The 13,553-nt window shown below is 45.3% G+C and carries 11 protein-coding genes and 2 pseudogenes; 3 read left to right on the top strand and 10 right to left on the bottom strand.

Features of this window, described 5'->3' with window-relative positions:
- Positions 1-186: 186 nt before the first annotated feature.
- From FKN88_RS00360 to FKN88_RS00320, 9 genes and pseudogenes are all read right to left on the bottom strand, one after another.
- Positions 187-315: pseudogene (locus FKN88_RS00360) on the bottom strand (elongation factor 3); the annotation flags it as partial.
- 475 nt (positions 316-790) lie between these two features.
- Positions 791-1,153, bottom strand: a complete 363-nt coding sequence (locus FKN88_RS00355; RefSeq protein WP_154168492.1) for a RidA family protein — start codon at positions 1,151-1,153, stop codon at positions 791-793.
- A 14-nt stretch (positions 1,154-1,167) separates the two neighbouring features.
- Positions 1,168-2,214: a lactonase family protein gene (locus FKN88_RS00350; protein WP_154168494.1), complete on the bottom strand. Its 1,047-nt coding sequence runs from the start codon at positions 2,212-2,214 to the stop codon at positions 1,168-1,170.
- A gap of 80 nt (positions 2,215-2,294) precedes the next feature.
- Positions 2,295-4,748: a beta-N-acetylhexosaminidase gene (locus tag FKN88_RS00345; RefSeq protein ID WP_306687049.1), complete on the bottom strand. Its 2,454-nt coding sequence runs from the start codon at positions 4,746-4,748 to the stop codon at positions 2,295-2,297.
- A gap of 83 nt (positions 4,749-4,831) precedes the next feature.
- Complete coding sequence (locus FKN88_RS00340) at positions 4,832-5,461, bottom strand: bifunctional 4-hydroxy-2-oxoglutarate aldolase/2-dehydro-3-deoxy-phosphogluconate aldolase (RefSeq protein ID WP_306687048.1); 630 nt, start codon at positions 5,459-5,461, stop codon at positions 4,832-4,834.
- A 16-nt stretch (positions 5,462-5,477) separates the two neighbouring features.
- Complete coding sequence (locus tag FKN88_RS00335) at positions 5,478-6,452, bottom strand: sugar kinase (RefSeq protein ID WP_306687047.1); 975 nt, start codon at positions 6,450-6,452, stop codon at positions 5,478-5,480.
- Between the two features lie 103 nt (positions 6,453-6,555).
- A complete protein-coding gene (locus FKN88_RS00330; protein ID WP_154168500.1) occupies positions 6,556-8,079 on the bottom strand; it encodes a sodium:solute symporter family protein in 1,524 nt (507 codons plus the stop codon).
- A 233-nt stretch (positions 8,080-8,312) separates the two neighbouring features.
- The gene (locus tag FKN88_RS00325) at positions 8,313-8,705 is read right to left on the bottom strand and encodes a RidA family protein (protein ID WP_072669333.1); all 393 of its coding nucleotides are present in this window, start codon (positions 8,703-8,705) and stop codon (positions 8,313-8,315) included.
- 51 nt (positions 8,706-8,756) lie between these two features.
- The gene (locus FKN88_RS00320; RefSeq protein WP_187985606.1) at positions 8,757-10,202 is read right to left on the bottom strand and encodes an amidohydrolase family protein; all 1,446 of its coding nucleotides are present in this window, start codon (positions 10,200-10,202) and stop codon (positions 8,757-8,759) included.
- Between the two features lie 179 nt (positions 10,203-10,381).
- On the opposite strand from FKN88_RS00320, the gene FKN88_RS00315 reads away from it, so the two are divergent.
- Both FKN88_RS00315 and FKN88_RS00310 read left to right on the top strand, forming a co-directional pair.
- On the top strand, positions 10,382-11,653 hold the full coding sequence (locus FKN88_RS00315) for an amino acid deaminase (protein WP_154168504.1): 1,272 nt from the start codon (positions 10,382-10,384) through the stop codon (positions 11,651-11,653).
- Positions 11,654-11,742: 89 nt separating this feature from the next.
- Positions 11,743-12,606: a MurR/RpiR family transcriptional regulator gene (locus FKN88_RS00310; RefSeq protein ID WP_154168505.1), complete on the top strand. Its 864-nt coding sequence runs from the start codon at positions 11,743-11,745 to the stop codon at positions 12,604-12,606.
- Between the two features lie 136 nt (positions 12,607-12,742).
- Here the strand turns inward: FKN88_RS00310 and FKN88_RS17490 are convergent.
- Positions 12,743-13,008 (bottom strand): annotated as a pseudogene (locus tag FKN88_RS17490) (hypothetical protein); the annotation flags it as partial.
- A 240-nt stretch (positions 13,009-13,248) separates the two neighbouring features.
- On the opposite strand from FKN88_RS17490, the gene FKN88_RS17485 reads away from it, so the two are divergent.
- On the top strand, positions 13,249-13,479 hold the full coding sequence (locus FKN88_RS17485) for a helix-turn-helix domain-containing protein (RefSeq protein ID WP_154168507.1): 231 nt from the start codon (positions 13,249-13,251) through the stop codon (positions 13,477-13,479).
- Positions 13,480-13,553 lie beyond the last annotated feature (74 nt).

The following is a 13,553-nucleotide window of genomic DNA, read 5'->3' as shown; positions in this document are numbered from 1 at the left end:
GTACCAAAGAGTCTTAACATCACTGATCCGAAAAATGGCTTGATAGGTCACCCCCTGCCCAGTCAGATCAATTGGCTTAGCAATATCACCACGAAAATCAAAGGACAGATACCTGTAATAAGGTAAAAAATACAGTGCTCTTTTTTGGGACGACTCACTTTTCTAGGTGTGTCCTTTCAAAAATTACGACTTACCCGCCCCGTTACGGCCAACTAAACCGATACGCTGACTTTTAATGGTAAACGACAATGACGCAAACAGCCTATCGCCATTAGTAAATTGATGGCTGATATTCTCAGCCTGTAAAGCTGGCATAATTTGCCTCCTATAAGTCAGAGACAATCGCCGCCGCTAAGCTATAACGACAATGAGATTCAAAGCCAAGGCACGCTCTGATTGAAGAGCTATGCGGGTAATAAGGCAAAGAATGATCGGAAAGTGAGCTACGCCGACTAACCCTGTTGATCCAAAAATAAATGAAAAAAATGGATAACAGGCTCAGTTATTCATGTGGGCGTACTCTCCTAAAGAAATGAGGCAACCAGATTAGGAGATTTCAGCTAGAGAAGTCAAGAGGAGAAAGAAGGGGTAGTTTAGAAAATCTATCATCAATCTTGTGCTTGTTTTCACCGTGGTGAGCTTAGTCGTCGCCTCTTTGCGCTCTAAGAAATCGCTCGATTAGACTAGATCGCACTAACTAGCTAAAAGCCCAAAGAGACATCAACAAAAATGCCACTCTGTTCAATACAAGTGGCATTTTATTATCCCGACAAGAGCTAACGATGAGTGGTTATTGGTACTTCTCACCTGCTGCAGCGACAAACGCCATTTCTACTAAGAGTTCAGGATTCGCCAATTCAACTTTGACGCAAGCACGGCTTGGTGCGCAGCCTTCAGGGAACCATGTATCCCATACTTCGTTTAGCGCATCGAAGTTAGCAAAATCCGTCACGTAAATCGTCACAGATAGAATGCGTGACTTATCGCTATCAACATTGGCTAACATTTGCTCAGCTTGGTCGAAAATCTGTTGTACTTGCCCTTTCATATCCGCAGTGGTATCTGCTTCTGCCACCTCAACAAAGTTGGCAATGCCGTTGAATACCGTAACATCAGACCAACGTTTGCATGGATTAATACGATGAATTGTCATGTTATTTCTCTTAATTATTGTTTCTCAACCAAACACACAGGTGCACCAACATCACACGAGTATCCGGTTGGAGTGATAGCGCCAGTTTCCGGATTCCTATGAAAGCTAGCGACATTATTCGAATGTTGATTGGCAACGAGCATCCACTGCCCGTCACGGGATAAAACAAAATCTCTTGGAAACTTACCGCCACAATCGGACATCGCAATTTGAACCGGGATATTACTCGTGACATCAAATGTACTGATCACGTTTTGCGCACGGCATGAGACATAGACAAAACGCTCATCCGCAGAGAGACGAATCGCAGACGCCGCTTCTTTGTTTTCTTCATCGGCTAGCAGCTTAACTTGCTGAGTCAGATTCCATTGCTCGTCGTGCTTGCAAAGTACCACCAGCGTTTCGGACAATTCACACACCACGTACGCAATAGACTCTTCACGGTTGAAAACCAAATGACGAGGACCTGACCCAGCAGGCATAGCGACGCTTTGTGTGAGTGAAAAGTTGCATGCCTCACCATCATTTTCAAAGTCATAAAAATAGACACTATCTGTGCCTAAATCGACCACAGCAAGTTGCTTGGTGTGATTAAGAAACGTTGCTTGATGCGCATGAGACGAGGCTTGACGAGCAATATTGGGACCACTGCCTTCCACATATAATTCTGCAATAGATTTCAACGGTTTACCATACTCATCAATGTGATAAACACTTACATTGCCGGAACCGTAGTTGGCCACAGCAAGTAGCGGGGCTTTGATGTCGATATAGCAAGGATAGTCGCCTTCAATTGGCAATGCATAGCTGTCTGTATTTTCAGCAAAAATCAGCTCTGCACCTTCCAAACGTTCTACTTCATTAAAGGTGTATAAGCCATGTTCGGTAACCGTAAGATAAGACGGATTGCGTGTCGTTCTCATCGCGTCTGGCACGAGGTCGTGATTGATTGTCAGTAAACCAGTAGTCGAATCGAGAGAGACACACGCGATACCATGACTTTGACTTGGTGAATCGGTATAGGTGCCCACATAAAAATGTAAGTGACCATTTAATGTCATGAGAAAACCTTTCGGAGATATAATAATGCTTAACCGATAAGATTCCGCCTGTGATACCAGACGGCAATCTCTTTTAATTATCAATCAGTTAAAGTGTGAAGCAACTGCTCAGTTGGTACGACAATAGCGACAATGGTTTCATCAAAAATAATCGCATTTTCATTGATGATGCGTTGATACGCTTCAGCATCAGATTGGCCCATACCACAGCCCTGCTTAGCAAGTTTAATCAAGGTTAAACCTAAATCGGCAACTTTAATGGCAGCTTCTGCAACTGGCACTGTCTCTACCGACGCCACATTTGCCGCGAAAATAGGTTTGGCTTGCTGCGCCGCTAATTTAATATTTTGATAATGCATCGCTAACACATCCAACGCAGTTATATTACCTTGAGCATAATCCACGACCAAATCTTGCATCTCGTACACTGCTAGGCTTTCTACTGGTAATGCGTCCGCAAAGCGGTTTAATCGTTCGTACTGGTTGTATAAATCGCCTTCGTTTGGTGTAGAGATCCACTTCTCCCAGTGACGAGCGTAGTATTGAGTAGGCTCAATGTACTTCGCTAACGTTTGTAGCGGTGTTTCGTCCGCACCATTGGCAAGACGTTTCAACATCATATTGGCATCGGCATGATGACGCAAGCCAAGGGAAATTTCAGACCATGTATCTATTACCTTCATGCGCCTGTACATGCTGCGTTCATCAGTCAGGTCTTGACTCGACCATAGACGCTCAGCAATTGCGTAGCTTCTCGGCCATAAACGTTGCTCGATGGTCATTGAATCGAGGTTCTCTCCCCAAATGGTGATTTCTCCACCCAAGATTAGCTGCTGTTCTTTCTCGGTCAGTTCTGCCGGATAACCGCCATTAGGCTCGGGAATTATACTACCTTCTATGTCACTGCTCGCCACTAATTCTCCAGTCGTAGGCCAACGAACATTGCCAATCAACTGGTAACTACTATCTTTCAACTTGCCATCCGCAAAGTCATAATTGAACTCGGTATAAGACATAAAGTTATCGAAGTGGCCTCTAAATTTCACACCCGGTAGGTACTCAATGATGAACACCTCTTCGCGAGACTTACCGTTGTAATCGGTAAACGCACGGTAGCTGCCGTCTGCCGCTTTAATAATGGTTAGATTACCTATACGCGGACCACCTTTGTTGCGCGGTTTCACCCAATCATAAGTCGCGAATTTCTCATCTTGATATAGTTGGTCATCTACCGTAATTCCTTTCGGTATTGGGTCATTGCGGTAGTGATAGCTGGTTGGTTGAGGCTGGTCTAGATAATAACCTGTTGAGAGAATACCTTGGTAGCCCTCTTTTGCTGCTCGACCAATACTGTCGTGCCCTTGCCAGCTTTGAATCACAATCGAAGTGGGAAGATCTTTGTGCCAGATTTCATCCCAACCTGTCATCTTCTTGCCACGTGCTTCCAGCATTTGTTCAACCTTAGTGTTCAAATACGATTGCAGACCACGCTCACCATCTAAGTTATTGTCTTTGATAAATTGCTGAATCTTAGGGTTGTCTTTCCACTGTTGGTAATTAGGCTCATCACCACCGATATGGAAATACTCATCTGGAAAGAGCTCGACCACTTCGTCAAACACACTCGCCAGCATCTTGTAAAGTTCGGGATTGGTAGGGTCCATTAACGGTTCAAACACACCCCAGCCACGTTGGTGCGGATAAGATTGCTCGCCCATACCAGACATCAGTTCAGGGTATGCGTGCGCTACTGCCGAAGCATGTCCCGGCAAAGAGATTTCAGGGATAACTCGAATACCAAGGTTACGCGCATAATTCACCACATAGCGGATTTCATCTTTGGTGTAGTAATCACCATCTGCGGTGTCTTGCCACAGTTTTTGGTAATTATCGAGTTGGATACGGATCGCTTGGTCATCCCACATATGCCAATGGAAGACATTCATTTTTGCTGATGACATCGCATCGAGTTGGCGAAGGATCACATCGAGTTCAATAAAGTGACGGGAAGTGTCGTAAGAAACACCACGCCAAGGAAAACGCGGCTCATCTTGAATCGACACTGCAGGAACAAAGTACCCTGTCGTATCCGTAGTCACTAACTGCAAAAAGGTTTCTAAACCATGGAAAGCACCGTAAGGGCGTTCGGAGCGAATGATGATCTGACCATTGCGCGATTCCAGTTGATAAGACTCATCACTATTAATGTCTTGCACCTCTGACTTCGGCGCATTGCGAATATCAATCACCAAGGTCGCGTCTTTTTCCGACTCGGCATACCAGTTCAACATTGGTAAGCCAGTTTGGCGATATAAACGCTCCATAGTGCGCTTTATGTTGAACTGCACCCGCGGTGAATCGTAGCCTTTGATGTAAATGCTGAAGGATTTATCCAGTGAGATTTTCCCCTGCCCCAGCTCTACATTTTGTGGGTAAGGCATTAGGTTAAGATCGGTGTTGGGAGTCATCGCCATCGCTGCCGTTGGAATTGTGATTAAGCCTGAAATGAGTAGTACTAATGTTCCTTTGTTCATCCGCGCCATCCTATCGTTGTTATTCAACCCGAGTCACTCTGTTTCAAAGAAGCATGTGACTCGGCCAAAACACTTTGTTTGAGTTATGCGACCAACTCCACCACTTCACGAACCAGCTTGCCAACCTCGTCCCACTGTTCGTTTTCAATTAAGCTCGGTGCCACCATCCAAGTACCACCACAACAAACCACACGGTCGATGGCTAAGTAATCATTGACGTTATTTTTGCCAATACCGCCCGTCGGCATCAAACTCACATCGACATAAGGTGCCAGTAGCGATTTCACCATCGCAATACCGCCGCTCGCTTCCGCAGGAAAGAATTTGAGGAAGGTCAAACCCAGCTCAAGTGCTTGTTCAACCTGACTTGGACTGTTCACGCCCGGTATGATTGGCATGTTGATTTCTTGGCAGCGACGTACCGTATTTGGATTCAACCCCGGCGCGACAATAAACTCTGCACCCGCGTCTTTCGCTTGGGTAATTTGCTCTGGCGTCAGTACCGTACCAGCACCGATGCACATTTGCGGATAAGCGTCACGCATGGCTTTAATCGCATCGGCTGCCGCTTCTGTTCGAAAAGTCACTTCTGCGACTGGCAGACCGTTTCCTACTAGTACTTTCGCCAATGGGATCGCGTGCTCAACCTTGTTGATTTGAATAACTGGAATAACTTTGAATTGCTGAAGTAGTTTAATCATTGCTTGGGACATAATGCGTTCTCGGAAATTATCGAATGAGATGAGCCATGGCGTCGTTTGGAATGATCGCGCCAGAATATTGAATAACGGTTGCGGCTAGTCGGTGACCGAGTTGAGCAGACTGCTCACAGCTTTGTCCGGTCAATCGCCCAGCCAAGTAACCAGCGGCAAAGGAATCGCCAGCAGCACAGGTGTCGATCACTTTCTCGACCTTCTCGGCAGCTACGTAAGTGCTTTGCTTTTCTATGTTTTGATGCCTGAGGTTTTGTTTGTCATCACCTTGCGACCAAACCAGCTTGCATGGTTCGCAGCCACGTTTGATCACGATTTCTGGGCAGCCAAAGCTAAGGCAGCGCTGCTCGGCACTTTCTTCTTCCCCCCACACTAAGACATCATCGTCTTCTGTGATAAGTGCAATGTCGACTAAAGGCAGAATTTGGCTGTACCAATGTTTCGCCTCTTCTGCAGACCAAAGTTGAGGACGGAAGTTATTATCAAAGATAACTTTGCCTCCACCTTGTGAGAACAGACTTAACGCCTTTTTAAGTCTTACCTTGCTATCGTCATTTAAAATCGCAATGCTGATGCCACTTAGGTAGAGGTAATCCAGTTCTTGGTTCGTAATCGCAGACTCTAATTTATTGAGCGAAGAGGTAGAGAAGTAGCTTTTAACAGCTGCGCTGTCACGCCAATAAAGAAAGCTGCGCTCGCCTTCTTGATCTGTCTGCACCATATACAACCCCGGCAACTGAGCTGGGAAGATCTCGACAAGATCAGTTGCAATGCCCTCTTGTTGCCAGTTTTCCAGAAGTTCTTGAGAAAGTACGTCTTCCCCAAGACCGGTCGCGTAAGACACTCGGACAGGTTGCTGACTAGTCAGGCGAGAGAGGTAAAGTGCAGTATTGAGCGTGTCGCCCCCAAAGCCTTTGCGAATTGGGTCGCCGCTCAGTTCAATCATGCATTCGCCAAAGAAAGCAATTTTAGTATGGGATGAATCCGTCATCGTTCACCTAATTTGGATAGATTTAGAATGGTGACTCGGGGGAGCCACCCGTTTGTCAGGCGCTTATGAACGAGTTTCCGATCGAGCCGGAAACTCTCTTCTGTTAAGCATTTTGATTTGCCGCAGTTGTGCGGTTTTGTAGAGAAGCATCTTGTTCCAGAAGACCTTTATCAGACAATTCCATTTCCATCAGAGCACGCTCATCATCAAGGATTGCTTTCGCTATTTCTGGTGAAACTTGGTTAGCTGGAGTCACTAGGCTTACTACCACACCTGCGGTTAGGGCAAATAAGCAAGATGGAATCACTGGGTTGCCCCAAAAAGTGGTCAGGTCTGGGCTCATCATTACTGCAAATGAAGCGATCGATGCGCCTGCCAATGTTGCCAATGCACCTTGCCAGTTGTAACGCTTCCAGAAGCGACCCAACATACCGCAGACAAACATACCAGACATGACTGTCGAGATCATCTTAGTGATGTAGCTGATGATGTCGTTCGAGGTTAGTGCGAACAGCAATGCACAACCGATCACTATAATCAAAGCCAAGCGAGAGTAATTCAACATGGATTCTTTGTTTGGAACGCGACCTGTGAACATGACGTAAACATCACGCAGTAAGATAGATACGCCCGCAATCGCATCTGAACTTGCACTCGACATGGTTGCCGATAAGCCCGCAATCAGAACAATAAGACCGACGCCTGCTGGCAATATCGTTGCTGCGATATACGGAAAAGCAAAGTTAGCGTTGTTCAGTTCAGGGTTCATAGTATGCGCCGCCATGCCAATAACTGCTGGGATGATTGAGAAGAACAAGTACAGCACACCAGACGCCACGAATGAACGACGGATGGTTGATACATCTTTACCTGAGTAAATACGTTGGCGGAATGAAGGCGTTGCAAGTACACCCACACCAATCACGACAGCAAGAGAAACCGCAGGAATTAAACCAAGCTTATCAATCGCAAGGAAGCTAACTGCTTCTGGGTCCATAGCAGAATAAAGGTTGTCTAAACCACCTATGTGCTGCACAGACAGTACCGCCATTAGAATGAAGCCGACAAACAAGATGATGGCTTGAATGGTATCCGTCCAAACTACGGCAGTGTAACCGCCAATCACAACATAAATGGTAAACGCTGCTGCGATAATCATCTTCGCAGTGCTGAGCTCAATATCGGCAATCCACGCTAAATACATACCACCCCCAAGGATGTGTGCGCCCAGCCAGCCAATACAAGCGATAAAGATAAGCAGACCAACCACGTTCTTTACGATGCGGTTTGCACCCACGTAGTAGGCAAGCTCTTCACTCATCGTCATGAAGTTAAGTTTACGAACCGGTGCAAACCACAGCGCCAATAGTAAAATACCAATTGCACCGCCAATGCCGTAAAGCGCACCAGCCCAACCGTTTGAGTAACCAAAGCCGACCGCGCCCATACTTGAGCCCGTGCCAACCATGGTTGCTATCGTGGTACCTAATACGAGAAACAGAGGTAAGCTTCGACCACCGAGTAGAAAGTCTTCACCTGATTTTTGGTTACGAGAAACAAACCACCCCAACCAAATTAAAAATAAGACATACGCACCGAAGCCGGTAAGAAATAGTGTACTGTTCATTGAACACCTCTTATATAAAATCCATCTTTCAGATTGATATAATTCCAGCAGCAAGTATTAGATTTTATTCCATATATTATCTAATTTTATTTTTATAGCTTTCACTAAATATATTACGCACTACTGCTTTATGAAATTATATTTATGTAGGGAATGAGAGTGCCGAAAGGGTAATAACAAGAAAGTAATTATTTCCGGCACTCTATTTTATTTAATTAGGTAAAGTGTGATTTCTATCGGCGATCTTCGCGATAGCAAGTCACATCGACCTCAACTTTCACGTCCACCACGAGATCACACACCATGCAAATACGTGCAGGTGGGTGATCACCGAAGAACTCTCTGAATACTTTGTTAAACGACTGGAAATAACGAGAATCTGTGAGTACCACTTTTACGTGTACCACGTCGGCTAGCTTGTAGCCTGCTTCTTCCATAATATCGACGCAGTTTTGAATCGCTAAGCGAGACTGGTCAACGATGCCGCCTTCTACCACTTCGCCGTTAATCATTGGTGTTTGACCTGATACATATAAGAAGCCACCCGCTTCTGTTGCACGTGCAAATGGTAAATGTTGACCGCCAGTACCTATGCCACCTTCTACACCATAACGTTTAATTGACATAATATTCTCCAGTGATAATGCTTAATTTATAAAATTAATTAATTTTATAAATTATTGATAGGTGTTATTTCTATAAATAAATACACCATTTCTATTGTCGGTGACTTTATCTTTTAAATAAGATAGCTCACCATTTACAAATACAGATTCAATACCTTGCGCGACGGAAATTGGATTTTCGTACGTTGCAGTATCTTTAATTGTATTTGGGTTAAATAAAACCAAATCTGCGTAAGCGCCTACTCTTATTTCTCCACGATCTTTTAATTGGTAACGTGTGGCAGACATACCCGTCATCTTATGAATCGCTTCTGCCAATGGGAAAAGCTGCTCTTCACGACAGTAATGCCCCAAGACTTTCGGGAATGTGCCCCACAAACGTGGATGTGGATGCGGGTCGTTTGGTAATCCATCTGAGCCCACCATGGTCAACTTATACTTAAGTACACGTTTAACGTCGCTTTCAACCATGCAGTGATAAACCGCGCCCGCAGGTTGCAACGCTTTTGCCGCTTCCATAAGAGGCAGATGCATCTCGTCAGCAATGTCTTTCAGCATCTTGCCAGCGTGCTCTGGTTTGCTTTCAGACCAGGTAATGAAGATATCAATTTCATCCGTAACCTGTTTTAAATCCAGTGTCGAAGAGCTAGCGGAATATGGGTAGCAATCGCAAGACACGTCTTGATGCTCAGAAACCTTGTCCATCAAATCCAGCACTTCTACCGTACGTCCCCAGTTGCCTGCACCTGCACATTTAAGATGAGAAATCACCACTGGCACTTTGGCGTACTGCCCTGTTTCAAAAGCTTCTTCCATTGCGCTGATGATTTCTTCAAACTCGGTGCGCATGTGTGTGGTGTAGATACCACCGTGATGACCGAGAATTTCCGCTAGGCGCATGACTTCGTCCGCGTTCGCTTGTTTGGCACTCGCATAAGCAAGACCCGAGCTCAAACCCAATGCCCCTTCTTTCATCGCTTGCGTCAATGTTTGGCGCATTTGGTCGATTTCTTCATCGGTTGCCGTGCGCAGTAAATCGTCCATCACATTGTTACGTAATGTTGTGTGACCGACTAACGCCGCGACGTTAACCGCAGGGCTAGCCGCTTGTACCGCCTTCGCATATTCCGCAAAAGTTGGGTATTTGAAATCTTCCTGCTTGCCCAATAGATTCATTGGGTCTGGCGGAGTACCACTGAGTACCGCAGGGCTTGCGCTAATTCCGCAATTGCCTACGATTACCGTCGTCACGCCTTGGCTAATCTTTGCTAAGCAATCAGGGTAACGAATCACATTGATGTCATCGTGCGTGTGCACATCAATAAATCCCGGAGCCAACGCAAGACCTTGACCGTTGATAACCTTCTTTGCAGAAAGCTCGTCTAGCTGACCTACTTGCTCAATACGATCTTGACGAATTGCAACATCAGCCATGAATGGTGCTGCACCTGTACCGTCAAATACCTCTACGCTTTTGATAATGGTGTCGAACAGCATACTTCACTCTCTTCGTCCGTAGTTAACATGATTCCATCTTAATAATTCTTGAAATTTAAACAGTGAAGAAACACACAAAAAAATCAGATTTGTTTGATACTTTTTAACATATTGTTTATGGTGGTTAGCAACAAACACTTAATATCAATCAGTTAAACCATGTTAGAAGTAGGTGCGCTATGAAAGACAATCGCCAAAAGTGTGATAAAAACTATCATAATGAGTTTGTTACCACGCCAGGTTACGGAGAAAAGGCTCAACCTGTTGCGGGCAATTCGGCAGGATTACACAGTTTGATCCATGAAGAGATCACCCTGCCCGCTGCGGTGATCAAATCTTCTTCATTAAAGAACAACCTCGATTGGATGCAGCGTTTCGCCAATCAACACAAAGTGAAGCTGTCACCGCACGGTAAGACCACCATGACGCCTGCTTTCTTTCAGCAGCAATTAGAAAACGGCGCTTGGGGCATTACCGTAGCAACGCCGGCTCAGGCAGAGATTGCGGCTCTCGGCGGAGCGAAAAATATCATCATGGCGAACCAACTAGTGGGGCGCGCGAATATGACCATCATCGCCAACTTGATTAAATCCCATGGGATCAACTTCTATTGCTGTGTGGACTCAAGCCGAAACGTCAAAGCGCTAGAACGTGCGTTCGCTGAACATCAATTGCCGCTTAATGTACTGATTGAGTTTGGTGTCGAAGGCGGTCGCTGTGGATGCCGAAACCAGCAAGATGTGGTTGAACTCGCTACTCTCATCCACCAGCAACCTCATCTTACGCTCAAAGGTATCGAGGTCTACGAAGGCGTCATTCATGGTGACAATGCTGAACAGGACATTCGTGACTTCCTCAACACCACATTAGACATCGCAGCTCAGCTACAAAGCAAAAAGTTGATTGAGTCCAAACCTCTGGTTACTGGCGCAGGCTCTGCTTGGTATGACGTGGTTTCCGAATGCTTCGCCAACCTAGAAGATTTTGACGCCATCATTCGCCCAGGTTGCTACGCGATTCATGACACAGGCATTTACCTAGACGCACAAAACAAAGTCATGCAGCGAGCTGAAAACAACCAAGGGGCAGCGTGTGATTTAGGTGGTGATTTGGAATCGGCTTTAGAGCTTTGGGCTTATGTCATTTCTCGCCCTGAACCAACTAAACTAGTTGCTGGCTTCGGTAAACGTGACGTTGCATTTGATGCCGGATTACCAATCCCTGAACGCGCATACCGCGATGGTGAGCCAATCTCTATTGAAAGTGCGGTAACTACCGCAGTGATGGATCAGCACGCCTTCATCGAAGTAGACGCAAACAGCGACCTTCAAGTGGGTGATATAATTGCTTTCTCAACCTCTCATCCATGTTTAACATTTGATAAGTGGCGTGCCGTGGCAGTTTGTGATGATGAATATCAAGTCACTCATTGGGTGAAAACATGTTTCTGATGATGAGCTTAGTGAAGCTTTTCGCTATACTTCATGCCAAACCTGTAGAGGCGGAACAATCGCCTCCATGTAAAAGATAGGAACACAGCTTGAGTTTAGAAATCGATATTATTTCGCAAATCACTGAGCGTTTCAGTGCGCTGCGCGATGCCGAAAAGAAGGTCGCTAAGTTGATCCTGGACGACATTCAAACTGCCGCCAATGCCAGCATTACTGAACTGGCAGAAAGCGCAGAAGTGAGTGAAGCCACCATCACCCGTTTTGCCAAAGCTGTTGGCTGTAAAAACGTGCGAGATATGAAGATCAAATTGGCACAAACCTTAACGGTTGGACAACGATTCATCCTTGAGCCTCCCGATCAAAGTGGCTACCAAGGTATCTATGAGTCGATCAAGCAATCCCTTGACGTAAACCACCGTTTGATTGTTGAAGAAGATATCGACACTGCCGTGAACTGGCTACACAACGCAAGACAAGTGATTTGTATTGGTATGGGTGGCGGTTCGACCATTGCAGCACAGGAGATGCAGCATCGTTTGTTCCGTCTGGGCTATCCTGTTGTTGCGTATAATGATGGTTTGTTATCGCGCATGATTGCGGCGACTGCAGACACAAACGATGTGTTAGTGATGATCTCAGCCACAGGCTATACCCCTGCGATCATTGAAACCGCGCAATTAGCAAAGCAGTACGGCGTAAAAGTCATTGTGATTACTCCGAAAAACACGCCTTTGACCGAGCAAGCCGATTTGGTTCTGCCTATCGAGCATCAAGAGACAGATTTCATCTACAAGCCATCCGCTTGTCGTTACGCGATGTTGGCTTTGGTTGATGTGCTTTCGATGTCATTAGCAGTTAATCATAAGCGACGCTCTCGCGATAAACTACGCCGACTCAAGGTTGCCCTCGACTCTTATCGTGGCGGTTTAGAAAGACAGCCTCTTGGAGATTAAACTTAGGTAACTCCTTCCGATGACAGTCGATTCCGAAAACAACAAAGCCCGATGTTCAACATCGGGCTTTTGTTTATTCGTTACTTGGTAAAGGGACGATTGGAAGATATCCGTTACTCACCATGCTAGACCGTATTCAGTAGTATTCGCCCAAGAGCTATCATGCAAATCAGAGATTATGTAGCTTCTTAGTGAATTGATTTTAAAATTGAAGACTACTTAACTTACAGACATTTCGGCTGCGGTCGCTGTAAGTGATATAACCTTCACTGTAAGCCCGCTTACCATTGGTCGAGGTAAGTCAGCATTGAGCTCTAGATGAGCTTTGTATTCTTCTACACGTGCCATCATCTCATGTACATCCAGCCACTCTTCTCGGTTCGCCATTTGGATCAACATCGACACGCTGTATTATTTCTTCTGTCGCATGTTGTTTTCTGTCAGCAAGAAGTCACAACTTAGCTCGCTTTACCTTTCGGACATTGTGTTTACCTTTACGACATATGAGCTCTAGCTGTTCAATTTCAGATGATGTGAGTTCAGCAAGATGTTTGATATTCATTGTATTTCTTAGATAAGTTTCGACTAAACTAAGAAAATCACTGAGGCATAATGAAATCAATTAAAATTGATATAAAATAAATGCATACGATAAAACAAGGTCAATACCTCGCCTTCATTTATTACTATGTGAAAATCAACAAAGTATCGCCGTCAAAATCAGATATAGCTACGTACTTTGAGATCGCATCTTCTACCGTACATGGCATGATTAAAGAATTAAAGGCAAAGCAATTAATCAAAAGTGAAGCGGGTAAGGCTCGAAGCATTCAGTTGATGATCTGTCGAGATGAACTACCGGATTTGGAGTAGATCTCAACTGCTCAAAACTTATGTGATGGAGCACTAGGAGGCTAGCCGCTACTCAGAAATGAGTAGCGGGATCG

This window comes from Vibrio sp. 2017_1457_13 (genome assembly GCF_030851525.1).
GTDB classification, from domain to species: domain Bacteria; phylum Pseudomonadota; class Gammaproteobacteria; order Enterobacterales; family Vibrionaceae; genus Vibrio; species Vibrio metschnikovii.
Note: the sequence above shows the minus strand (reverse complement) of the source record. Positions and strands in the feature narration are given on the sequence as shown.